Annotated in this window: 23 protein-coding genes; 12 read left to right on the top strand and 11 right to left on the bottom strand. The window is 54.6% G+C overall.

Annotation, left to right across the window (positions count from 1 at the left end):
• Positions 1-67 precede the first annotated feature (67 nt).
• The 11 genes from CLV80_RS05460 to CLV80_RS05410 all read left to right on the top strand — a co-directional run bounded on the left by CLV80_RS05460 (position 68) and on the right by CLV80_RS05410 (position 11,453).
• On the top strand, positions 68-3,484 hold the full coding sequence (locus CLV80_RS05460; protein ID WP_106355681.1) for an indolepyruvate ferredoxin oxidoreductase family protein: 3,417 nt from the start codon (positions 68-70) through the stop codon (positions 3,482-3,484).
• 71 nt (positions 3,485-3,555) lie between these two features.
• A complete protein-coding gene (locus tag CLV80_RS05455) occupies positions 3,556-4,464 on the top strand; it encodes a lysophospholipid acyltransferase family protein (protein WP_106355679.1) in 909 nt (302 codons plus the stop codon).
• Positions 4,442-5,254 carry a glutamate racemase gene (locus CLV80_RS05450; protein WP_106355677.1) on the top strand — a complete coding sequence of 271 codons (813 nt, stop codon included), beginning with the start codon at positions 4,442-4,444 and terminating at the stop codon, positions 5,252-5,254. Before CLV80_RS05455 ends, CLV80_RS05450 begins: the two co-directional genes overlap by 23 nt.
• Before the next feature lie 34 nt (positions 5,255-5,288).
• Positions 5,289-6,317, top strand: coding sequence for an N-acetyl-gamma-glutamyl-phosphate reductase (argC, locus tag CLV80_RS05445; protein ID WP_106355675.1), 1,029 nt, complete (start codon positions 5,289-5,291; stop codon positions 6,315-6,317).
• Positions 6,314-6,781 carry a cytochrome c maturation protein CcmE gene (ccmE, locus tag CLV80_RS05440; RefSeq protein WP_106355673.1) on the top strand — a complete coding sequence of 156 codons (468 nt, stop codon included), beginning with the start codon at positions 6,314-6,316 and terminating at the stop codon, positions 6,779-6,781. The genes argC and ccmE overlap by 4 nt, the downstream gene beginning before the upstream one ends.
• A 45-nt stretch (positions 6,782-6,826) precedes the next feature.
• The gene (locus CLV80_RS05435; RefSeq protein WP_106355671.1) at positions 6,827-7,438 is read left to right on the top strand and encodes a holin-associated N-acetylmuramidase; all 612 of its coding nucleotides are present in this window, start codon (positions 6,827-6,829) and stop codon (positions 7,436-7,438) included.
• A complete protein-coding gene (locus CLV80_RS05430; RefSeq protein WP_106355669.1) occupies positions 7,429-7,923 on the top strand; it encodes a holin family protein in 495 nt (164 codons plus the stop codon). The genes CLV80_RS05435 and CLV80_RS05430 overlap by 10 nt, the downstream gene beginning before the upstream one ends.
• Positions 7,916-8,119 (top strand): hemolysin XhlA family protein, encoded by a 204-nt coding sequence (locus tag CLV80_RS05425; protein WP_106355667.1) that lies wholly within the window; start codon positions 7,916-7,918, stop codon positions 8,117-8,119. Before CLV80_RS05430 ends, CLV80_RS05425 begins: the two co-directional genes overlap by 8 nt.
• A gap of 80 nt (positions 8,120-8,199) precedes the next feature.
• Positions 8,200-10,170 (top strand): heme lyase CcmF/NrfE family subunit, encoded by a 1,971-nt coding sequence (locus tag CLV80_RS05420; protein ID WP_106356146.1) that lies wholly within the window; start codon positions 8,200-8,202, stop codon positions 10,168-10,170.
• On the top strand, positions 10,167-10,607 hold the full coding sequence (locus tag CLV80_RS05415; RefSeq protein ID WP_106355665.1) for a cytochrome c-type biogenesis protein: 441 nt from the start codon (positions 10,167-10,169) through the stop codon (positions 10,605-10,607). The genes CLV80_RS05420 and CLV80_RS05415 overlap by 4 nt, the downstream gene beginning before the upstream one ends.
• Positions 10,608-10,676: 69 nt before the next feature.
• Positions 10,677-11,453, top strand: a complete 777-nt coding sequence (locus CLV80_RS05410) for an enoyl-CoA hydratase-related protein (protein WP_106355663.1) — start codon at positions 10,677-10,679, stop codon at positions 11,451-11,453.
• Here CLV80_RS05410 and CLV80_RS05405 read toward each other — a convergent pair.
• From CLV80_RS05405 to gltX, 4 genes are all read right to left on the bottom strand, one after another.
• Positions 11,438-11,947, bottom strand: a complete 510-nt coding sequence (locus tag CLV80_RS05405; protein WP_106355661.1) for a DUF2087 domain-containing protein — start codon at positions 11,945-11,947, stop codon at positions 11,438-11,440. The genes CLV80_RS05410 and CLV80_RS05405 overlap by 16 nt on opposite strands.
• A 158-nt stretch (positions 11,948-12,105) precedes the next feature.
• A complete protein-coding gene (locus tag CLV80_RS05400; protein WP_106355659.1) occupies positions 12,106-12,612 on the bottom strand; it encodes a GNAT family N-acetyltransferase in 507 nt (168 codons plus the stop codon).
• 75 nt (positions 12,613-12,687) lie between these two features.
• Positions 12,688-13,983 (bottom strand): citrate synthase, encoded by a 1,296-nt coding sequence (locus CLV80_RS05395; protein ID WP_106355657.1) that lies wholly within the window; start codon positions 13,981-13,983, stop codon positions 12,688-12,690.
• 95 nt (positions 13,984-14,078) lie between these two features.
• Positions 14,079-15,473, bottom strand: coding sequence for a glutamate--tRNA ligase (gene gltX, locus CLV80_RS05390; protein ID WP_106355655.1), 1,395 nt, complete (start codon positions 15,471-15,473; stop codon positions 14,079-14,081).
• A gap of 48 nt (positions 15,474-15,521) precedes the next feature.
• On the opposite strand from gltX, the gene CLV80_RS05385 reads away from it, so the two are divergent.
• Positions 15,522-17,657 carry a ComEC/Rec2 family competence protein gene (locus CLV80_RS05385; protein ID WP_106355653.1) on the top strand — a complete coding sequence of 712 codons (2,136 nt, stop codon included), beginning with the start codon at positions 15,522-15,524 and terminating at the stop codon, positions 17,655-17,657.
• 19 nt (positions 17,658-17,676) lie between these two features.
• On the opposite strand, the gene lexA is transcribed toward CLV80_RS05385, so the two are convergent.
• The 7 genes from lexA to CLV80_RS05350 form a co-directional block, all read right to left on the bottom strand.
• Positions 17,677-18,363, bottom strand: a complete 687-nt coding sequence (gene lexA, locus CLV80_RS05380; protein ID WP_106356143.1) for a transcriptional repressor LexA — start codon at positions 18,361-18,363, stop codon at positions 17,677-17,679.
• Positions 18,364-18,451: 88 nt separating this feature from the next.
• Entirely contained in the window at positions 18,452-19,624 is a 1,173-nt protein-coding gene (locus CLV80_RS05375) for a molybdopterin molybdotransferase MoeA (RefSeq protein ID WP_106355651.1), read from the bottom strand.
• Positions 19,621-20,097 carry a cyclic pyranopterin monophosphate synthase MoaC gene (gene moaC / locus CLV80_RS05370; RefSeq protein ID WP_106355649.1) on the bottom strand — a complete coding sequence of 159 codons (477 nt, stop codon included), beginning with the start codon at positions 20,095-20,097 and terminating at the stop codon, positions 19,621-19,623. The genes CLV80_RS05375 and moaC overlap by 4 nt, the downstream gene beginning before the upstream one ends.
• The gene (gene trpC, locus CLV80_RS05365; RefSeq protein WP_106355647.1) at positions 20,097-20,903 is read right to left on the bottom strand and encodes an indole-3-glycerol phosphate synthase TrpC; all 807 of its coding nucleotides are present in this window, start codon (positions 20,901-20,903) and stop codon (positions 20,097-20,099) included. Before trpC ends, moaC begins: the two co-directional genes overlap by 1 nt.
• Positions 20,900-21,541 (bottom strand): uracil-DNA glycosylase, encoded by a 642-nt coding sequence (locus CLV80_RS05360; protein ID WP_106355645.1) that lies wholly within the window; start codon positions 21,539-21,541, stop codon positions 20,900-20,902. Before CLV80_RS05360 ends, trpC begins: the two co-directional genes overlap by 4 nt.
• Positions 21,541-22,554 (bottom strand): anthranilate phosphoribosyltransferase, encoded by a 1,014-nt coding sequence (trpD, locus tag CLV80_RS05355; RefSeq protein WP_106355643.1) that lies wholly within the window; start codon positions 22,552-22,554, stop codon positions 21,541-21,543. Before trpD ends, CLV80_RS05360 begins: the two co-directional genes overlap by 1 nt.
• Positions 22,551-23,132: an anthranilate synthase component II gene (locus tag CLV80_RS05350; protein ID WP_106355641.1), complete on the bottom strand. Its 582-nt coding sequence runs from the start codon at positions 23,130-23,132 to the stop codon at positions 22,551-22,553. The genes trpD and CLV80_RS05350 overlap by 4 nt, the downstream gene beginning before the upstream one ends.
• Between the last annotated feature and the right edge of the window lie 148 nt (positions 23,133-23,280).

The raw sequence follows: 23,280 nt of genomic DNA, 5'->3' as shown, positions 1-23,280 counted from the left end.
TCTTTGTAGGTCAGCATTTTTGACCTATGCTGATTTTGAGCGGTTTCATGCGCAGGGGAGGTGCGGAATGACCAATCAGAAGGCATCTTTGAATGACCGATATGATTTGACCAAGACGCAGGTGTTGCTGAATGGCACCCAAGCACTTGTTCGATTGATGCTCATGCAGCGTGCGCGTGATGAACGGGCGGAGTTGAATACTGCCGGTTATGTCACTGGCTACCGTGGTTCGCCCCTGGGCGCTGTAGATATGCAGATGGAACGTGCGGGTAAGTCCCTTAGGGATGCGCAGGTCACTTTTCAGCCCGGTTTGAACGAAGACCTTGCTGTGACGGCCCTATGGGGCACACAGCAGGCTGAACTGCGCGGCGAAGGCAAATACGACGGTGTCTTTGGTCTATGGTACGGTAAGGGGCCGGGTGTTGACCGTTCAGGCGATGCGATGCGCCACGCCAATATGGCTGGTACATCCCCATATGGCGGCGTTGTCATGGCTATGGGGGATGATCATACTGGAGAGAGCTCGACCACCTTGCACCAATCTGATTGGGCAATGGTTGACGCGTATATGCCCATTGTTTCACCTGCGGGTGTCCAAGAGGTCATTGATTACGGGCTCTATGCTTATGCATTGTCGCGTTATTCGGGGCTTTGGGTTGGCCTGAAGACCATGAAGGACACGATCGAGGTGACATCTGTCATAGATGGTGATCCGCATAGGCTGGATTTCGTGACTCCTGATTTGGACCTTCCAGAAGATGGGCTGAATATCCGCCTTGTTGATACGCCGCAGTTACAAGAGGCCCGGGTGATCGACCATCGCCGCTTTGCTGCTGAGGCGTTTTCACGAGCCAATAAGATGGATCAACGCAAATGGGGGAAACCTGGTGCGCGCATCGGGTTTGTTGCTGCGGGTAAGAACTGGCTGGATTTGCAGCATGCTATGGCGTTGCTCAACATTGATGAGCAAATGGCCGAAGCGATTGGGATCACGACGTATAAGATCGGGCAGGTATGGCCACTAGATATGGCTAGCTTTCATGATTGGGCCGAAGGGCTTGATCTGATCGTCGTCGTTGAGGAAAAGCGCAAGCTGATCGAGGTGCAGGTTAAAGAGGCCTTGTTTGATGATCGTCATGGGCGGCGTGTCTATGGCTGGCATAAAGGGGATGAGCATTCCGCTGGTCGTCGTGAGGAGGTGTTCCCGACAAAGGCTGCGCTTGACCCTATATGGATCGCTGAAAAGGTTGGCGGGATACTCGCCGAGGAAGGATGCGCCACTGATGGTGTCCTTGCGGGGTTAGAGATGCTTGATGCGGCCCGGCGTGCCGATAACGCCCCAGAGATCGCAGCGCGTTTGCCGTATTTCTGTTCCGGCTGTCCACATAACACATCCACTAAGGTTCCCGAGGGAAGTCGCGCCTATGCCGGGATCGGATGCCATTACATGGTGCAATGGATGGATCGCGACACGGTGGGCTTTACCCATATGGGGGGGGAAGGTGCTAACTGGATCGGTGAGGCCCCGTTTTCAACCCGTGACCACGTGTTCCAAAATCTGGGGGATGGTACCTATAACCATTCTGGCGTTCAGGCGATCCGCTTTGCACTGATGGCGGGCACCAATATCACCTATAAGATCCTGTATAATGATGCCGTCGCGATGACCGGCGGGCAGGGGAACGACGGTGGACTGACCGCAGAACAAATATGTCGTGAATTGCTTGCGATGGGGGTTGCGCATGTGGCCCTTGTCTATGATCCGAACCAAGATATCGATTTGGCGCAGTTCCCAAAAGGTCTGGATGTGCATCAACGTGATGAGCTGCCACGGGTACAAGATACCTATCGTCAGCATAAGGGCGTGTCGGCCATCGTTTATGTGCAGACTTGCGCTGCCGAAAAACGAAGACGGCGCAAGCGGGGGCAATTCCCCGACCCAGATAAGCGTGTCTTCATCAATACTGATATCTGCGAAGGCTGTGGTGATTGTGGTGTGCAATCGAATTGTGTCTCAATTACCCCAGTGGAAACAGAGCTAGGGCGCAAACGGGCCATTGATCAGTCTAGCTGCAACAAAGACTTTTCCTGCGTGAACGGTTTCTGCCCATCCTTCGTCACTATTGAAGGTGCGAAAATCCGGAAAAATGCCACGACGAATGTGGATCTGCCGGATATGCCAGAACCAGAGCTACCAATAATTGATGGCACCCATAACGTCGTCATCACTGGCGTTGGCGGTACAGGTGTTGTCACTATCGGTGCTGTTATGGCTATGGCCGCGCATCTTGACGGCAAAGGTGTCGGTATGATGGAAATGGCGGGGCTTGCCCAAAAGGGTGGTGCTGTGCACATCCATTGTCGGATTGCCGACGCGCCCGCTGATATTAACGCGATCCGCGTTGCGACGGGGGAATGCGATACGCTGATCGGTGGTGATCTGGTTGTCAGTGCTGGTGCCAAGACACTTGGGCTGATGAAGTCAGGCCGTACGCAAGGTGTCGTCAATAGCCACGAGATCATCACTGGCGATTTTACACGTGACACGACGTTCAAATTGCCAACCGACCAGCTTCGCGTCGCGCTAGAGGCGAGATTGCACGAAAAGCTTAACATGTTCGACGCCTCTGCGCTGGGCAAGGCGCTGCTGGGGGACAGTATTTTCTCAAACATGATGATCTTTGGTGCGGCTTGGCAAATGGGGGCGATCCCGCTTTCGTACGCGGCAATTACGCAAGCGATCACGCTAAATGGCGCTGCCGTCGATCAAAATTTACGAGCATTTGAAATCGGGCGCTGGGCCTATCTGCATCCTGCTGAGGCAGATGCAGTGATTACACCCAATGTGGTTTCAATGCCGCGTTCCTTGGAGGATCAGATCGCATTCCGCGAGGCGGCGCTGACGACCTACCAAGGTAAGCGGCTCGCACGGCGGTATCGCCAGCTTGTGGATCAGTTTCAGGACGAGCCGATGCGCAGGGCCGTGGCGATATCCTACCATAAGCTGTTGGCCTATAAGGATGAATATGAGGTCGCCCGGATGCTCTCCGACACAAAGGCAAAGGCCGAGGCTGAATTTGATGGGGACCTTAAGCTAACCTATCATTTGGCTCCGCCATTGTTGGCGCGTAAGGGGCACGATGGCCGTCCGAAAAAACGCGCGTTCGGGCAGTGGATCGGGCGATTGATGCCGCAACTGGCGCGGATGAAATTCTTGCGCGGGACGCCATTTGATCCGTTTGGCTATTCATCCGAGCGTAAACAAGAGCGCGCACTTAGCAGGCAATTCGTTGAAGATATGAATGATGTGCAACGTGTGATCCGTACTGACACACGTGATGCCGCGATTGCACTGGCAAATCTGCCGCAAGAAATACGAGGGTTTGGCCCGGTCAAAGAGGCGAGCATTCAAAAGGCGCAAGCGCGGCGACAAGAATTGCTTGCCGTCTTGCACGCGCCGCCCATTCAAGATGCCGCCGAATGATTGGAAATGTCATTTGCTTGTTGCTTGATTATGGTAATCTGAGCGGAACGAGTTTGATCAGGCCCGAGTAAATGGCGAAAAAAGAACGCGAAGTCGCACGCGACATATCCTATGCGACCTCAGTAAAGGGGCGCGGTAGCCGTGCTCTGGTCCGTGCCATGGAAAACGCGACGGGCCGCTTACACCTTATCCGTAAAGCACGAGGCTATGATTTGGATGTCGCGTCTGGGCAGGATTTTTGGGACGTTATAACAACGCGTTATGGGCTGGATCTTAATGTAATTTCGGGATCGATTGAAAGCATTCCTGCGACCGGGCCTGTTATCGTGGTCGCCAATCATCCCTATGGAATTTTGGATGGTTTGATGCTGGGGCGGATCATGTCGCAGCGCCGCGATGGTGACTTTCGGGTCCTTGCACATCGTGTGTTTCGTCGATCACCTGATCTAGAGCGAGTCATCTTACCGATCTCGTTCGATGAGACAAAAGAAGCGGCTAAGCTGAATTTGGCCACCCGCGCCGAAGCAGTGCGTTATTTGTCCGAAGGCGGCGCAATTGGCGTATTTCCGGGCGGTACGGTATCCACCGCTGCGACCCCTTTCTCTGCACCTATGGATCCGGGCTGGCGGACGTTCACTGCCAAGATGATCGCAAAATCAGGCGCGACGGTCGTTCCGATTTTCTTTGAAGGGGGTAATAGCCGTCTGTTCCAATTGGCTAGCCATATTCACAACAATTTACGCATGGGGCTTTTGATCAGAGAGTTCAAAACCCGCGTGAATAAACCCGTTCGCGTGGTTATCGGCGATCCCATATCTCCGGACACGCTGTTGGCGTATAAAAAAGACCCCAAAGGATGCATGGATTTCCTGCGTAAAGCCACGTATGACCTTAGCCCAAGCCCTATAGACTCAAGTCGTTTGGGGCATGAATTTGAGGCAAAATACAAGGTGCGTGATGGCCGTCGGGATTTTCGATAGTGGGCTAGGTGGGCTGACAGTACTTGATGCTGTTGCAAAGCGGTTGCCCGATGTTCCTCTTGTTTATTTGGGTGATAGTGCGCATGCGCCTTATGGTGTGCGGACCCCTGATGATATCTACAACCTGACAACCGCCGCGACGACGCGCCTGTTTGATGCCGGTTGTGATCTGGTCATTTTGGCCTGCAATACGGCGTCTGCCGCTGCACTGCGCCGGATGCAGGAAAGCTGGGTGCCCAAAGATAAACGTGTTCTGGGTGTATTCGTTCCGATGATCGAAGCACTGACAGAACGCCAATGGGGCGATAATTCGCCGCCACGTGAAGTAGCTGCGAAGCATGTCGCGCTTTTTGCCACCCCCGCAACCGTGGCAAGCCGCGCATTTCAGCGTGAACTGGCATTCCGTGCAATTGGTGTTGATGTAGAGGCTCAAGCCTGTGGCGGCGTCGTAGATGCAATCGAAGATGGGGATATGATCCTTGCCGATGCATTGGTGCGGTCCCACGTTGATGCGCTGATGCGCAAAATGCCGTCGCCAGACGCCGCGATCTTGGGATGTACGCATTATCCGTTGATGGAAGCAGAATTTCAGGCGGCGCTTGGTCCGGATGTTAAAGTCTTTAGTCAGGCCAACTTGGTTGCCGACAGCCTTGCCGATTATTTGACCCGTCGCCCTGAAATGGTGGGGCCGGGTACGGATGCGGCATTCCTGACGACAGGCGACCCGAAAAAGGTATCGGCGCGTGCGACGCAGTTCCTGCGACGACAGATCACCTTTACTGCAGCCTGATCGTACCTAAATATAGTCCCAAAGGGATAACACTATGACTTACAATGTCGCCATTCTTGGCGCTTCTGGCTACACCGGGGCAGAGCTTGTCCGGTTGATTGCTACTCATCCAAGCCTGAATATCGTCGGGCTTTCTGGTAACTCCAAAGCCGGCATGGCGATGGCAGATGTGTTTCCGCATCTGCGCCACTTGGACCTGCCTGTGTTGACGACAATCGACGAAATGTCATTTGATGGCGTGGACCTTGTGTTTTGTGCCTTGCCGCATGCCACATCCCAAGCCGTGATTTCAAAACTGCCAACACATCTGAAAATCGTGGACCTATCTGCCGATTTCCGGCTGCGTGATCCGGCCGCCTATGAAAAATGGTACGGTAAGCCGCACGCGGCATTGGAAATGCAAAAAGAAGCCGTCTATGGCCTGACTGAATTCTACCGCGACGACATTAAGAACGCACGCTTGGTTGCGGGAACAGGTTGTAACGCGGCCACTGGGCAATACGCATTGCGTCCGTTGATCGCGGCGGGTGTGATTGACCTCGACCATATCGTGTTGAATCTGATGGCCGCAGTGTCGGGCGCAGGGCGTAGCCTGAAAGAAAACCTGCTGCACGCCGAACTGTCCGAAGGGGCGCATGCCTATGCGGTTGGCGGCACCCATCGCCATTTGGGTGAGTTTGATCAAGAGTTCAGCGCTATTGCTGGTCGCCCGGTGAATATCCAATTCACGCCGCACCTTATCCCTGCGAACCGGGGCATCTTAGCGACGACATATGTGCAAGGTGATCCGCAGGTTATCTATGACACGCTGGCTGCCGCCTATGCGGACGAGCCGTTTGTCGTGATGCTTCCGATGGGACAGCATCCGTCGATCAAACACATTCGTGCGTCGAACTTCTGCCATATCGGCGTTGTTGCTGATCGTATTCCCGGCCGTGCCATCGTGATTGCGGCTTTGGACAACCTGACCAAAGGATCGTCGGGGCAGGCGCTGCAAAATGCGAACCTGATGTTGGGACTGCCAGAGACCGAAGGTTTGATGTTGGCACCGGTGTTTCCATGAGCGGGTTAAAGAGCCTCAAAAAGCGTCGTCGCGTTCAGGTCATCGGCATTGCCGGGGCCTGTGTTGCGGCGATTTTGGCCGCCTTGTGGTTCTTGCCTGACGACAGTTTCCAATACTTCCGATCACCTAGCGAGGTGGTCGCCGCACCGCCCGCACCTAATGAGCGGTTTCGTATTGGTGGGCTGGTCGAGGCTGGCACTCTGGTGCGCGGTCAGGGGCAAGAGATTACATTTTCGGTCACAGACGGCGGCGCATCGATCAATGTTGCCTACTCTGGCATTTTGCCGGACCTTTTTGACGAAGGTCAGGGGATGGTCGCACAGGGTAATTACATTAATGGTCGCTTTGAAGCTGTTGAAATTCTTGCTAAACATGATGAAACATACATGCCGAAAGAAGTGCTTGATGCGCTGAAAGAACAGGGCACGTATGTTGCACCGGACGGTACTGCGGTAACGAATTAACTTATCTAGCGCAGCCTTTGTGTCGCACAGACATGAGGGCTGACGATGCAAAGCATTACCGAAATTGCCACCGATATTGTCGCCCGCGAAGGCGGCTATGTGAACGATGCGGATGACCCCGGCGGGGCGACCAAATACGGTGTCACCGTGCATACCCTGCGTAGGCTTGGGATGGATTTGACTGGCGACAATGAAGTCACAGATGCTGACGTTCGTGTGCTAACCCGTGCCCACGCGGTTTCAATTTTCGTCGAACACTACTTTCGCGCACCCAAGATCGACAAGCTGCCTGACGCCATTCAGGCGTCAGTGTTTGATATGTATGTGAATGCCGGTGCGAGCGCTGTGCGGATACTGCAGCGCCTTTTGAACGATATGCGTATCGAGGTTTCTGTAGACGGTGTCATCGGCCCTCAGACGATTTTGGCGGCTAGTCGCGCGATTGGCGCAGCGCCCGATCATCTGGTTGATGCCTACGGAATTGCCCGTCGCAACTACTATTACGATCTTGCTGGCCGTCGTCCCGCTAGCCGCAAATACGCGCGGCGGCGTGATGGTGGTAAGGGCGGGTGGATTACCCGCGCCGAGGAATTCATCAGCCAACGCTATCACCTAACCGAGACGCAACATCGTGAAAGGACCGCGCAATGGGTTTGATCGCAGGTTTGATGACGTTCCTATTTGGTGACGGTCGCAATGTCGTGTCTGAGACAGCAGAAGTATTTCGTGAAAACGCAGAAGGGCGGGCTGTGCGTGTTGCGAACGCGCGATCGGAAAGTTTGCAGCAGTTCGCAGCAGAGTTTATCCATCCGCGCCGTGGTTTGTTTGATCGCTTTGTCGACGGGTTGAACCGATTGCCGCGCCCATTTTTGGCGCTAGGTACAATCTGGCTGTTCGTGGGAGCAATGGTGAACCCCGAAGAATTCAGCCGTGGGATGGAGGGGCTCGCGCTCGTTCCTGAACCGCTTTGGTGGCTGATGACAGCGATTGTTAGTTTCTATTTTGGCGCAAGGCATCAAGTGAAAGGTCAAGAATTTCAACGTTCTATTGCGGCAACGATGGCTGTCGCAGAGGCTCGGCGAAAGCCCATAGCCGAGGTGGAAAATTCAGCAATCCGGGATTGGTTGGCCGAGAATGGATAGGGATTGGTTTGATGATGTTGCGCGCCGTATCACCGCGCTAGAAACACGTAACGCAGTGGATGAGGTCCACCGCGAAAATGTCGCCGACCGGTTGGGCGCCATTGAAGACACCTTGAAGTGGCTTGTTCGTCTGATGATTGGCGGCTTTTTAATGGGGGCGCTGACCTATGCGTTACAGGGCGGTTTTCGGATCTGAATGAAGTCGCGTCAAAATGTATCGGTGATTTGACATCCTTGGCATGTTGTCATTGCCATATTTCGGTTATGACATCTGTTATGATTACAGAACTTGGACATTTCGCACTGATTCTGGCGTTTGGCATCGCCCTTGTTCAGATGATAATCCCTATGGTTGGGGCACATCGCAACAACCCCGCATGGATGGCGGTCGCTGAACCTGCGGCCATATCGCAGTTCCTGCTTGTGGCGCTTTCGTTCGGTGCGCTGACGTGGGCCTTTGTGACATCAGACTTTTCGCTACAACTGGTCTACGCGAACTCGCACACTGACAAACCGATGATCTATAAGATCAGCGGCGTTTGGGGGAACCACGAAGGCTCTATGCTCTTGTGGCAACTGATCCTGACGCTGTTTGGGGCAAGCGCAGCAGTTTTCGGTGGTAACCTTCCTGACCGGCTGCGGGCGCGTGTGCTGGCGGTACAGGCCTCGATTGCCGTTGCGTTCTTTGCGTTTATCCTTTTCACCTCTAATCCGTTTTTGCGACTGGCTGTGCCACCGCTGAACGGACGCGACCTGAACCCGCTGCTCCAAGATCCCGGCCTCGCGTTCCATCCGCCGTTTCTTTACCTCGGGTATGTTGGGCTAAGCATGGCGTTTTCCTTTGCAATCGCTGCGCTGATTGAAGGCAAGGTCGATGCCGCATGGGGGCGCTGGGTGCGCCCATGGACGCTCGCCGCTTGGGTATTCCTAACACTTGGAATCGCGCTGGGGTCTTGGTGGGCCTATTACGAATTAGGCTGGGGCGGCTTTTGGTTCTGGGACCCGGTTGAAAACGCATCATTTATGCCTTGGCTTATTTCAGCAGCATTGCTGCATTCTGCCATCGTGGTGGAGAAGCGCGAAGCGTTGAAAAGCTGGACGATCTTGCTTGCGATTTTGGCATTCGGGTTTTCATTGCTTGGGACGTTCATCGTACGGTCTGGCGTGCTGACATCGGTCCATGCATTTGCAAACGACCCGGCGCGCGGCGTGCTTATCCTGATTATTCTGGCTGTTTTCTTGGGTGGCGCGCTTACCCTGTTTGCTGTGCGTGCGGGTTCGATGGAATCCAAAGGTGTGTTTTCAGCGGTCAGCCGTGAAAGTGCGCTAGTGCTGAACAACGTCTTGCTGGCCGTTAGCTGCTTTGTTGTCTTCATCGGAACGATCTGGCCGCTTGTCGCGGAAATGCTGTTCGGTCGCACGCTATCCGTCGGACCACCATTTTTTGAGGCGGCATTTACACCATTCATGGTGGGGCTCGCGTCGGTGCTGCCGATTGGGTCAATCCTCGCTTGGAAGCGGGGCAGTCTGTCCCGCGCTACAAAACCGTTGCTACCTTGGTTCGTTTTGGCGATTGCACTGGGCTTGCTTGCCTATGCTGTTCAAAGTGGTCGTTCTGCGATGGGGCCGATTGGCGTTGCACTTGGCGTTTGGGTCGTTGGCGGCGCAACCGCGGATCTTTGGATGCGGAGTGGTCGTGGCGGTTGGATGGATCGCCTTGGCCGAATGCGGCGTTTGCCGCGCGCAGACTGGGGTAAAGCATTTGCGCATATGGGCATGGGTGTCACGATCTTTGGTATCGCTGCAATGATGGCGTGGGAAATCGAAGACATTCGCGTGACTGATATTGGCGACCGTTGGGATGTCGGGCAGTTTAGCTTCACGCTTGATGATGTGCGCCGCGTCGAAGGGCCTAACTATGTGACCACGATGGCAGACATGGGCGTCTGGCGCGGTGACAAACAGCTAACCGTGTTAACACCAGAAAAGCGTTTCTATCCGGTTGCTAAAATGCCCACGACCGAAGCGGCAATCCGTAACGGTATCCTGCGCGATATCTACGTCGTTATCGGTGATCCGCAGGTGGATGGTGGCTATGCGGTACGCGTTTACGTCAAACCATTCGCGAACTGGATTTGGGGTGGGGCGCTGTTAATGGCGCTTGGTGGTTTCGTTTCCTTGTCTGACCGCCGCCTACGCGTTGGCGCTGCATCTGCAAAGAAAACAAATATGGTGCCCGCAGAATGAAACGTTTGATCCTGGTCTTATGTATTATTGCGGCACCTGTGTTTGCGGTTGAACCGTCAGAAATGCTGGATGACCCCGCACTAGAGGAGCGCGCACGCGAATTGTCGCAAGGGCTGCGTTGCCCGGTTTGTCAGAATGAAACGATCGATGAATCGAATGCGACCCTTGCACAAGAACTACGGATCGTTCTGCGTGAACGGCTGGTCGCTGGTGATACCGACGAAGAGGCTGTCACCTATATGGTTAGCCGCTATGGGGAATATGTTCTGCTGCGTCCTGATGCGAGCGGTGCCAACCTGATCCTATGGTTGGCCGCGCCTTTGATGCTGCTGCTTGCGCTTTGGGTTGGGATAACGACCATTCGCCGTAGGAACATCGCACCAATGCCGCTAAGCCAAGACGAGGAAGAAGCGCTCGAAAAAATCCTGAAACAGTGACGCCCCGTCGTACTTTGCGTGGCGCGTCACTAGGATACTGTATGCACAACGCAGACAGAGGATACGCGCATGGATTATCAAGCAATCACTTATGAGATCACCGAAGGCGTGGCCTATATCACGCTGAACCGGCCTGCTTTGATGAATGCGTTGAACACGCAGATGCGGCTTGAGATTACGCATGCCTTTAAAGACGCAGAGCAAAGCGCGCGTGCAGTCGTCATGACGGGGGCGGGTGCATCTTTCTGTTCTGGTCAAGATTTGGCCGATGCGGCAGCCGGCGGAACCATCGACATGGAGGCCACGCTGCGTGATGAATATGTCCCAATGCTTAAGTCGATCTTTGATTGCAAAGTCCCAACCATCTGCGCCGTAAACGGGCCAGCTGCGGGGGCAGGGGCAAACCTTGCTTTGGCGGCCGATGTGGTGATCGCGTCAGAGGATGCGTATTTCGTCCAAGCTTTCACCCGCATTGGCCTGATCCCGGATGCAGGTGGCACCTACTGGCTGCCGCGACAAATTGGGGCCGCGCGTGCGATGGGTTCAACGCTTTTCGCTGATAAGGTAAGCGCCAATCAGGCTCGTGACTGGGGCATGATTTATGAAACGGCGCCAGCAGCCGAATTTGAAGCACATATAAAATCTCGTGCGCAGCAGTTGGCGAATGGTCCAACCGTCGCCTACGAACAGTTGAAAAAGGCTATTCGGGGCTCATTGGAAAACACATTGGACGAGCAACTGGCGCTCGAGGCCAAGCTGCAAGCCGTTTGTGGTAACACACATGATTTCAAAGAAGGCGTCACAGCCTTCCTTGAAAAGCGCGCGCCCCGCTACGAAGGGCGCTGAACCTGCGCAAGTAGGGCAAGCGCGTCCGCTGGGGGCGCTTGTTCAATCCTACGATAGGTCTTTCCATCGGTTGTGCGTGTCACAAGGCGGTGATCGATCAATGACCGCCGCAAAAGTGCATGATCACCAAAGCTGTGCCCGGTTTTTAGTACATCGTTGACTTGGGTTTCACTTAGATCCTGCTTGGCCGGTAACGCAGCCCAAAACACCCATAGGCATAATCCCTGCACCGAAGTCTGCTGTGGCCAGCGTGTCATGGTACCATCGTCAAAGACTCGCTGCGCCTTTTCTAGCGTGCGAGTGGTTGGTTCTTTTGCTAATGTAGGCGCGTCAGACTTTAAGTGCTGATAATTATCGTATCCGGCAGCCTTAGCGACCAGTGACAGCAACTTTGCATGCCCCGGGAAACTGTCTTGCTGCTGCAACGCGCTTCGCAGTGCTTTGGTAAAGGCGGATAGATCGCTGATCGCGATTTGTTGTGTTTGGCGTGGCATATTTTGCCCCTGCAATCTGTGCCGGAACCCGGTTGGGTCTGATGGTCGCCCTTGTCGCCCGGCTGATTGAAAGGTCAGCGGTCTATTTTGCCAATGTCAGGTTTAGCGTGATCCAACCGGATCGGCGACGCCTTGGTGAACTGATGACCAAGGGTATGCTAGCGCGTTCCATTCGGGCGCGGCAAGATGAAATACACGCTGTCTGACCAAATGCCGTTTATGCAAAAAGTATTCTTCTCGCGGTGGGTGTCCGTAAACCCCAAACGACGAATTAACCCGAAAGAGGCTGCATTTAGCGGGTCGGCTTCTGCGGTGAGTTCGGAATGATCGGTCGTATCAAATAAATATGGGATCACAGCTTGCATGGCCTCAAACACATAGCCCTTGCGCCAGTGGTCAGGGTGCAAAATAAACCCGACTTCGTTGTCACGATGGTTTCCCGCGCTTCCGATGTAGGCGTCACCTAACGTGATCTGAAAGTAGGTTGGGTTATTTTGCCAAGACGCAATGCAACGGTCGAGCAGCGCTTTGGTTACTGATCTATCCGCATGTGGGGCCGTTGACCAATATTTCATAGCGCGCGGATCGCTATACAGAGCATACATTGCATCCAAATCGTCAGCACGCGGTTCACGTAGGACAAGGCGGTCAGTCGTTAGCGTCACGGGTTATCCATCTTATGTGTCGCTTGGGGATGATGTCAGCTAAGAAAAAGGCCACCCGAAGGTGGCCTGCATCTTTTAGCGTTTTTCGATGTCGACGTAGTTGCGTGATGTTTCGCCAAGATAAAGCTGACGAGGGCGACCGATTTTCAGCTGTGGATCAGCAAGCTGTTCTTTCCACTGGGAAATCCAACCAACAGTCCGTGCCAATGCAAAGATCGGTGTGAACATGGATGTTGGGAAACCCATCGCTTCGAGGATGATGCCCGAGTAGAAATCAACGTTCGGGAACAGTTTCTTTTCAGCGAAGTACGGATCCGCCAGCGCTTGCTTTTCAAGCTCCATTGCGACCTGCAACAGTGGGTTGTCTTCAACGCCAAGCAGTTCAAGAACTTCGTCAGCGGACTGTTTCATCACAGTCGCACGTGGGTCAAAGTTTTTGTATACGCGGTGGCCAAAGCCCATCAGGCGGTAGCTGTCGTTCTTGTCTTTCGCGCGGGCGATGAATTCAGGAATACGGTCAACAGTGCCGATTTCCTTAAGCATTTCCAGACATGCTTGGTTCGCGCCACCGTGGGCAGGACCCCAAAGGCACGCGATACCAGCAGCGATACATGCAAACGGGTTTGCACCAGAAGACGACGCCAGACGCACGGTCGAAGTCGAAGCGTTTTGTTCGTGATCGGCGTGCAGCGTAAAGATACGGTCCATCGCGCGTGCCAGAATTGGGTTCACGTTGTATTCTTCGGCAGGGACCGAGAAACACATGTGCAAGAAGTTCGCAGCATAATCCAGATCGTTGCGTGGATATACGAACGGCTGGCCGATCGAATACTTATAGGCCATTGCAGCGATTGTTGGCATCTTCGCGATCAGGCGGATCGAAGCGACCTCGCGCTGGTGCGCATCGTTGATGTCAGTGGAATCATGGTAGAATGCGGACATCGCACCAACAACGCCAACCATTGTCGCCATTGGGTGTGCGTCGCGGCGGAAACCACGGAAGAAGTTGTGCATCTGCTCGTGAATCATCGTGTGGTTCGTTACCAGACGCTCGAACTTCTCAAGCTCAGCAGCTGAAGGCAGTTCACCGTAAAGCAGCAGGTAACATACTTCGAGATAGTGAGACTGGCTTGCCAGCTGGTCAATTGGGTAACCACGGTGAAGCAGTTCACCTTTGTCGCCGTCGATGAATGTGATCGTGCTGTCGCACGCGGATGTAGACGTAAAGCCTGGATCGTATGTGAATACGTCAGCTTGTGCGTAAAGCTTGCGGATGTCGATTACATCAGGGCCTGCCGTAGGGGAGTGGATCGGCAATTCGTATGTTTCGCCCTTGATGGTTAACTTCGCAGTGTCTGTATTTTCAGCCATATTTCTTCCCCTTATATGGTGCGCACGACAAATCATCGCCGGCGCATCTTTATTCGTCGGTGTTCCAGGTAACTGCCAATCGTAACGAATTGGTTTCAGTCGCTGGCGTCTTGAAGCCGGGCAATTGTTTCCTCTTGCCCCAAGACCAACATCATATCGAACACACTTGGTGAGACAGCACGCCCTGCGAGCGCCGCACGAAGCGGCCCAGCAAGTTTGCCAAGTTTCGTATCGTGAGCTTCGGCAATGGACGTGACAATCCCTTCTAAGGTGTCACGCGTCCAGCTAGCATTTTGCAACTGCGGCGTCAATTCCGACAGTATACCACGGGATACATCATTCAGCTGCGCTTTGGCTTTTTCGTCGATCTCTAGTGGGCGGGAAACAAGTGAAAAGTGTGCTTTTTCAAGTAATTCCGGAATGGTCTTTGCGCGTTCTTTTAGGCAGTACATTGCGCGCAATAGAAGATCAGATTGCTGATCTGTAAGGGCCTGTTCGCCAACAGATGCTAAATATTCGTGCACTTCCTGCAGCAGTGCAGCATCGTCAGTCACGGCAATGTGTTGGCCACAGATATTTGCGAGCTTTTTAAAGTCAAAACGGGCAGGCGATTTGCCAATTCCACTCAGGTCAAACCATTCGCGGGCCTGCTCATCCGAGAAGAATTCGTCGTCGCCGTGGCTCCAGCCCAGACGAGTCAGATAGTTGCGCATACCAGCGGCCGGATAACCCATTTGCTGGTACTCTGCCGCACCAGTCGCGCCGTGGCGTTTCGATAGCTTTTTACCGTCTGGACCAAAGATCAATGGAATATGGGCAAGCACGGGTTTCTCCCAACCCATGGCCTCGTAGATCAGGTTCTGACGGAAGGAGTTGGCAAGATGATCATCACCACGGATGACATGCGTCACGCCCATATCATGGTCGTCGACAACAACGGCCAGCATATAAACTGGGGTACCATCAGACCGCAGCAGGATCATGTCGTCTAGCTGGTCGTTGGACCAAGTGACATCACCTTGTACTTCGTCATGAAGGGTTGTTTTGCCGGTGCGCGGTGCCTTTAGACGGATGACGTAGGGCAGGTCAGGATGATCTGCCTCTGGCACATCGCGCCAAGGTGACTGGAACAGCGTCGACTGCTTTTCTGCACGCGCGTTTTCGCGGAATGCTTCGATTTCGTCTTGGGTGCTAAAACACTTATAAGCGTGGCCGTTGGCTAGCATCTCCAGCGCGACTTCGACATGGCGCGGGGCGTTTTCTGCTTGGCTGGTTGGTTCGCCATCCCAATCAAGCCCAAGCCAAGTCAGACCATCCAAGATCGCCTGTTTGTTTTCATCAGTCGAGCGTGACTTATCGGTGTCTTCGATCCGCAACAAGAATTTGCCACCACGACCACGCGCATAAAGCCAATTAAACAAAGCAGTGCGCGCACCGCCGATGTGCAAAGCACCAGTGGGTGACGGGGCGAAACGAGTGACGACTGACATGGAGAATTAACCTTTCGCTAACCAGCTTTCCGGTAGTGTCCGGATTGAATGGGAGATACGAAACTGCGGGGTAAAGAACAAGTGCGCACTGCTTTTCTTGACGTACTTCTGGCGCAACGCGGTGGGCTGATTGGCTGGGTTCCTGTTTGCCTGGGCATCGGCATCGGCACCTATTTCTCGCTTTCTCAAGAACCTAATCAAGCGATAATGGTCGGCGTCTGGCTGTTGGCGATAACCTTGCTGTGGATATCGCGATGGGTCCATCCCGCGCTGGCCCCCGTTGTTGTGGGCTGTTCACTTTTCCTCGCCGGTGCAGGCATCGCCCAGTGGCGAACGGCTCGTGTTGCCGAACCAGTGCTTAGTTTTCGCTACTATGGGCCGATTGAGGGGCGTGTGGTTAATATTGATCGGTCTGCAAGCGATGCAGCCAGATTAACGCTGGATAACGTTGTTCTTGCGCGTATGTCACCAGCCCGTACCCCGGAACGAGTGCGAGTCTCAGTTCATGGTGACCAAGTGATCCATAGCTATCAGCCGGACGAAACCCTGATCCTCACCGGGCACCTTTCGCCGCCCGCAGGTCCTGCGGAACCAGGTGGTTTTGATTTTCAACGACATGCGTGGTTTCTGGGGTTGGGGGCTGTCGGTTACACGCGCACTCCGGTTTTAAGGCTGGCCGCCCCGAGCGACCCAACATTGGCGATGCGCGTGTTTGCCACAAGGATGAAGTTATCTAGCTTTGTTCAGGCGGCGATCCCGGGCGAAGCAGGGGCATTTGCTGCTGCAATCATGACAGGCGACAGATCCGCGATGCGCCAAGAAACATTGGCGAATTTGCGTGCCGCTAATCTGGCGCATTTGTTGGCGATCTCTGGTCTGCATATGGGGTTGCTGACCGGATTCATCTTTGCGCTTGTCCGGTACGGATTGGCGCTTAGTGCGACGATATCGCTTCGGTATCAGACCAAGAAAATTGCTGCAGTCTGCGCATTAGTTGTCGGTGCATTCTATCTGGCACTTTCCGGAGGAAACGTAGCGACAGAGCGCGCATTCATAATGGTTGCAGTGATGTTGGTTGCAGTCCTACTGGACCGCCGCGCGTTAACTTTGCGCGCTGTGGCAATGGCTGCGATCATCGTGCTGCTATGGCAGCCAGAGGCGCTTACCGGGCCGGGGTTTCAGATGTCTTTTGCTGCGACGACAGCGCTGGTGGTGGTCTTTGGCGCATTGCGCCGCTTTGACATGTCGCGTTGGCCGAAATGGTTGCGTGCAGTGTTTTCTGTCGTTTTGTCATCCTTTGTTGCAGGGCTTGCGACCGCGCCTTTCGCTGCAGCGCATTTTAACCAAGTTGCACATTTTGGGCTCATCGCGAATTTGCTCAGCGTGCCATTGATGGGCGTCCTAGTTATGCCCGCAGCCGTTCTGGCGATCTGCCTTGCGCCGCTTGGGCTGTCGGGCGTCGGTTTTGCGCTCATGTCCGTTGGTTTGCGCTGGATCTTATGGGTTGCGGAAACTGTATCAGGCTGGGACGGGGCTGTCGGTCATATCGTTGCGCCCGGTCCTTGGGTTTTGTCGTTACTTGCGATGGGTTTGCTGTGGGGTGTCCTGTGGCAGGGCAAATTACGATTCGCAGGCGTTGCCCTTGTGATTTGCGCATTTGTGTCATGGTCGCAAGTAACCCGACCGCACTTACTGATCTCTGACAGCGGAGCGTTGATTGGGGTTTTAGGGCCTGAGGGGAGGGCACTTTCCAAGCCAACTGGCGACAGTTTTGTTGCGCGGATTTGGCTGGAAAATGACGGCGCAGTGTCTGACCAAGAAATCGCGGCAGGCCGCCCTGGATACCAGCGCGAAGGGCGGGTTGTTCGGGTGCAGGTCGGCGAATGGACTGTGTTGCAAGTATCGGGAAAAACCGCGCTTGCGGAGTTAGATGGATGCGATGGCGCTGATGTGATTGTTAGTAATCAAAAGGAAGTAACAGATTGGCCCTGTATCGTTTTTGATATTGACCAGCTACGCCGGACTGGCGCACTCGCTTTGGATATCAATGAACGTGGTGATTTAGTCGTTACCACTGCACAAGAGGTAACTGGGGTTCGTCCGTGGAACGCCGGAGCAGAATTGGCAGGTGGACAGATCATCCTGACCCAAGAAAACAAAAAGGGCCGCCAGAGCGACCCTTGAAGCAGCGTGAATACTCTAATCAGTAGGTGCGGATTAGCCCAACCAGCCGGCCTTGAACCTTGACCTGATCATCGCGGAATATGCGCGTTTCATATGCAGGGTTTGCCGCCTCGAGCGCGATAGCACTGCCGTTCCGGCGGAACCGTTTTAGCGTGGCTTCGTGACCTTCGACCAGTGCAACGACGATATCCCCATTATCAGCGACGGTGGTTTCACGGATCACAACAACATCGCCGTCATTGATGCCGGCGTCGATCATAGAATCGCCTTTAACTTCAAGCGCATAGTGGTCGCCTGCGCCGACCATCGACTGCGGGACCGAAACGTTGTGGGATACTTGGCTAATCGCCTCGATCGGGACACCGGCAGCGATGCGGCCCATCAAGGGAAGTTCGATCGCGCCATTGTCAATCGGCATTGCCGTTGCAGGGGTGCTGTCGGGTTTATCGCCGTCAATCACACGCGGGGTAAAGCCAGTTTTGCCCTGCATCGCGTCAGGTAGCTTAACGATTTCCAAGGCACGTGCGCGGTGCGCGAGGCGGCGAATAAATCCACGTTCTTCCAATGCTGTGATCAAACGGTGGATCCCCGACTTGGATCGCAGATCTAGCGCTTCTTTCATTTCATCAAAGCTAGGCGACACCCCATCGCGCTGAACGCGCTTGTGAATGAACTCTAGCAGGTCGAGTTGTTTTTTCGTCAGCATCGCATGTTCCCCTTGCAGGTTTTGCATATGTTCTATGCATGTTCCTGTTTTGTGTCAACTCTTGCGTGAGCACTGTGAACATTCAAGGTCAGATACGGATGATGTCGATTTTGTCGCCTGCGCTGCGGGCTGGGTCACCAATCGGACGAACAGCAAGACAATTAGCATCCGCTAGGACTGTCAAAAGCGCGCTGTCTTGGCGATCAAAGATGGTCACGCCGTCAGGGCCGATATGCGCGCGAGTATAGTGTTCTCTGATACCGTTTGGGCCAATGTCATGGGCAAGGGGGGCGGTTTCGCGTGGGGCAGGTGCCGTTCCCTGGCCAAGCATCTTGCGGATGACTGGCAGTAAAAAAATGTGCCCGCACACCATTGCAGAAACGGGATTGCCCGGCAGGCCAATCATCACAGAGTTGCCCATCCGGCCCGCCATCAGCGGTTTGCCCGGACGCATTGCGATCTTGTAAAACGACCGCTCCATTCCCTTGGCTTCTGCAACCTGTCCGACCAAATCATGATCGCCGACAGAGGCACCACCAATGGTCACAATCAGGTCGGCATCGGCTGACAAATCAAAAGCTAGTTCAAGGGCCGGAACGTTGTCGCGTGCGATTGGCAGCATACGGGCATGGCCGCCTGCGCCTTCGACAAGGGCCGCCAAACCATAACTGTTCGACGCAATGATCTGATCTGGGCCCGGAGTTTCGCCGGGCTGCACCAATTCATCCCCTGTCGCGATAATCGCGACAACGGGGCGGCGGGCCATCGGGACCTGCGCAATATTCATCGCAGCAAGAAGCGCAACATCCGAAGCAGACAAGACACGCGGTGCCTTAATCTGATCGCCATTCTTAAAGTCGGAACCAGCAGGGCGCACGTAAGATTTCGTTTCTAACGTGTCGCACAGGGTGATGGTGTTGTCGACACGGTCAACGTCTTCTTGGATCACGACCCAATCTGTTCCGGCGGGCATTGGTGCACCTGTGAAAATCCGCGCAGCCTGACCTGACCCGACGTTGCCAGCGAATGCGTGGCCGGCCGCAGCCTCTCCGACAACATCAAAGGTTGCGCCGGGGGCAACATCTGCACCAGCAACTGCATAACCATCCATAGCAGATGCAGCAAATGGCGGCTGATCACGGCGTGCGGCGACATCCTGCGCCAGCACACGTCCAAAGGCTTCTGCCAGTGGCACGGTTTCTGATGGTAAAGGCGAAACAAGAGCGAACAAGTGATCAAGTGCTTCGTTGACTGGGATCATGGATTTTCAAACCGTCCAGATTTTCCGCCGTCTTTTAGCGTCACCCGTATCCCGCCGATTTCCATATCTTTTTGAACCGCTTTGACCATGTCATAGACGGTTAGTGCGGTTGTGCTGACTGCTGTTAGGGCTTCCATCTCAACGCCAGTTTGGCCACCGGTTTTGACGGTGGCGCTGATCCTGATACCGGGTAGCGCCTCGTCCGGGGTCATTTCAATCGCGACCTTGGTGATGGGGAGCGGGTGGCAGAGCGGGATGAGGTCGGCTGTTTTCTTGGCCCCCATAATCCCAGCGATCCGGGCGATCCCCAGAACATCGCCCTTGTCTGCGCGTCCTTCGACAATCAAGGCAAGCGTTTCGGGGGCCATTTTGATGAAACCTTCGGCCACCGCGATACGTGCCGTGACGGGTTTGTCCGATACATCGACCATATGGGCTTTGCCGTCGGCGTCAAAATGGCTGAGGCCGGACATCACATGCCTCCGGTTGCTGGATTGGCAAGCAACGTGCGTGTCGCCGTTGCAACGTCATCCTGACGCATCAGGCTTTCGCCGATCAGGAAAGTGCGCGCGCCATAGCGGGCCATGTCTGCAAGTTCTTCGGGGGTGTTCAGGCCGCTTTCGCAGACGATTGTGCGATCTGCAGGCACCAGTTTCGACAGGGTGCGTGTGGTGTCTAACGTCGTTTCAAAGGTCTTGAGATTGCGGTTGTTGATACCCATCAGAGGGGATTTCAGCAGGCTTGCACGCTCAAGCTCTTCTGCATCGTGGACCTCAAGCAGGACATCCATTCCCCATTCAAACGCGGCATCCTCAAGCTCTTGGGCTTGGGCATCGCTGACCGACGCCAAGATGATTAGGATGCAGTCGGCGTGCAATGCACGGGCTTCGGCGACTTGATAGGTGTCGTACATGAAATCTTTGCGCAGGGCGGGTAGATCGACGGCGCTGCGGGCAGCCGTCAGGTAGCTATCATCGCCTTGGAATGATGGGCCATCTGTCAGCACGGATAGACATGTTGCACCGCCGGCCTCGTATGCTTTTGCAAGCTCAGGTGGGTTGAAATCGGGACGGATCAGACCCTTGGATGGGCTCGCCTTTTTGATTTCAGCGATGAGGCCATACCCTTCGCGGGCAGCCTCTTGTAGGCGATCCGCAAACCCGCGGGTGGGGGGCGCATCTTTGGCGCGCGCTTCTATCTCGGATAATGGAACAGCAGCTTTGCATGCAGCAACATGTTCCAACTTATAAGTTTTGATTTTTTCGAGAATGTCGCTCATGGGTCCGCCCAGTTTATTGGCTCTTGCCCTTGATCAATAAGCCACTGGTTGGTCTTTGAAAATGGGCGCGAGCCGAAAAAACCACGATGGCATGACAATGGGGAAGGGTGCGCTGATTTTAGTATCAGATGCTGTTCGCTGATGTGTTTGCTATAGCTCTGTGCCGGGCCGCCCCAAAGGATGAGCGCGCGCGGTGCATCATCCAGTCGCTTGATCACATCGACGACCAATTTCGACCAGCCAAGTTTGGCATGCGCCTTTGGCTTTCCGGGGGGCACCGTCAGGGCTGTGTTAAGTAATAAAACGCCTTGATCGGCCCAGTCCTGTAACCCAGTCTTGGTGCGCTTTTGATCCAGGTCGCTGTCTATCTCTTTGAAAATGTTGCCAAGACTATCAAGCCGACCGCCAAAGTCATCGGGAATTGAAAAGGCCAGACCGTCAGCTTTGCCGGGTGTGTGGTACGGGTCTTGGCCAATAATCACGACGCGGGTCTGATCGGGTTGGCAACGCTCTAGCGCCGCAAATGTCAGCGCCGGTGGCGGAAGTATATCGGCGTCGATCTTGGCTGTCAGAGCGGGAAGGTCGTCACCGAAAAACGGTAGATCGGCCCAACTGCCCAGACGACCAAGATCAAACATTAGGACGATGTGATCCGCGCGAGTGTTTCAACAGCCTGCTTTGCCTTGCCAGCATCAATGCTTTCGCGGGCGATTTCGACGCCTTCGGGCAGGGTGGCTGCCTTGTCGGCGACAACAAGTGCGGCAGCAGCGTTGAATAGCACGGCATCACGGTAGGCACCGGTCGCTCCATCCAGCAATGCGCGCATCGCATCTGCGTTCTCTTCTGGCGTCCCACCGATCAGATCGCGGAAATTGTGGACAGGTAGGCCCGCATCCTCTGGGTGGATTTCGCGCGATGTGACCTTGCCATTCTCGAGCGCGGCAACGGCGGTTGTGCCACAAATCGTGATCTCATCAGTGCCATCGCTGCCGTGCACAAGCCACGCTTTTTCAGTGCCAAGCTGCTGGAGCGTTTCGGCCATTGGGTGGATCAAATCGATCGCAAATGCGCCCGTAAGTTGGCGCTTTACGCCAGCCGGATTAGTAAGCGGCCCCAAGATGTTAAAGATCGTTTTGCATCCCAATTCTAGTCGTACAGGACCAACGTGTTTCATTGCTGGGTGGTGCATGGGCGCCATCATAAAGCCGATGCCAGCCTCAGCGATTGCACGTTCGACCACATCGGGCCCAACCATCACGTTGATGCCAAGCGCACTTTGCACATCTGCAGTGCCGGATTTAGACGATAGGTTGCGGTTACCATGTTTCGCAACGGGCACCCTGGCACCAGCCACAACAAACGCGGTTGCGGTTGAGATGTTCAAAGTGTGCTTACCGTCGCCGCCCGTGCCAACGATATCCATCGCACCTTCGGGGGCTTTGACAGGTACGCAATGCGCGCGCATGACAGCGGCCGCTGCTGAATACTCAGCTACGGATTCACCGCGTGTCCGCAGCGCCATCAGGAAACCCGCGATCTGAGCCGGTGTTGCCGTACCTTCGAACAGATATCCAAATGCGTCTTCGGCTTGCGCACGCGAAAGCGGGCCTTCCGATGCGGCGTAAATCAGTGGCTTCATCGCCTCGGTCATGCTGCAACCTTTGTCATCTCAAGGAAGTTGTTCAACAACTTGTGCCCGTGCTCTGACTTGATGCTTTCAGGGTGGAACTGAACGCCGTGGATTGGCAGCGTTTTGTGCTGGAGCCCCATGATCGTGCCGTCATCAAGTTCTGCCGTGATTTCAAGACTGTCGGGCAGGGTTTCGCGTTCTACAACAAGAGAATGATAGCGGGTCGCATCAAATGGGCTAGGCAACCCAGCAAACAGGCCCTTACCAGTGTGTTTCATCGCGCCCATTTTGCCGTGTACGATTTCGTGGCAGCGAACGACTTTCCCGCCAAAAGCTTCTCCAATCGCTTGGTGGCCCAGACACACACCCATCAAGGGTGTTTTGGTCTCGGCAGCGGCATGGACCATCGACAGGCAAATGCCTGCTTGCGACGGATCGCAAGGGCCGGGAGATAGCATAATTGCGTCGGGACGCATCGCCATTGCTTCTTGGACATTAAGCGCGTCATTTCGGCGCACAACGACGTTTGCGCCCAATTCGCCCAAGTAATGAACAAGGTTGTAGGTGAAGCTATCGTAGTTATCTATCAGCAAAAGCATGACAAAATCCCGTGCAGGTCGAATTAGGGCTACCGTCTCCCCCGTGGCTGACGGTATAATCAATGCCATACATGGGCCGGGACGCGGGGCAGCGTCAAGGTCGAACGGTGCGATTACAGACGACTTGAAGGGCGATTATTATATGCGG

The sequence above is a fragment of the Yoonia maritima genome (assembly GCF_003003285.1).
GTDB classification, from domain to species: Bacteria; Pseudomonadota; Alphaproteobacteria; order Rhodobacterales; family Rhodobacteraceae; genus Yoonia; species Yoonia maritima.
This window is presented reverse-complemented; position numbering and strand designations above follow the sequence as displayed.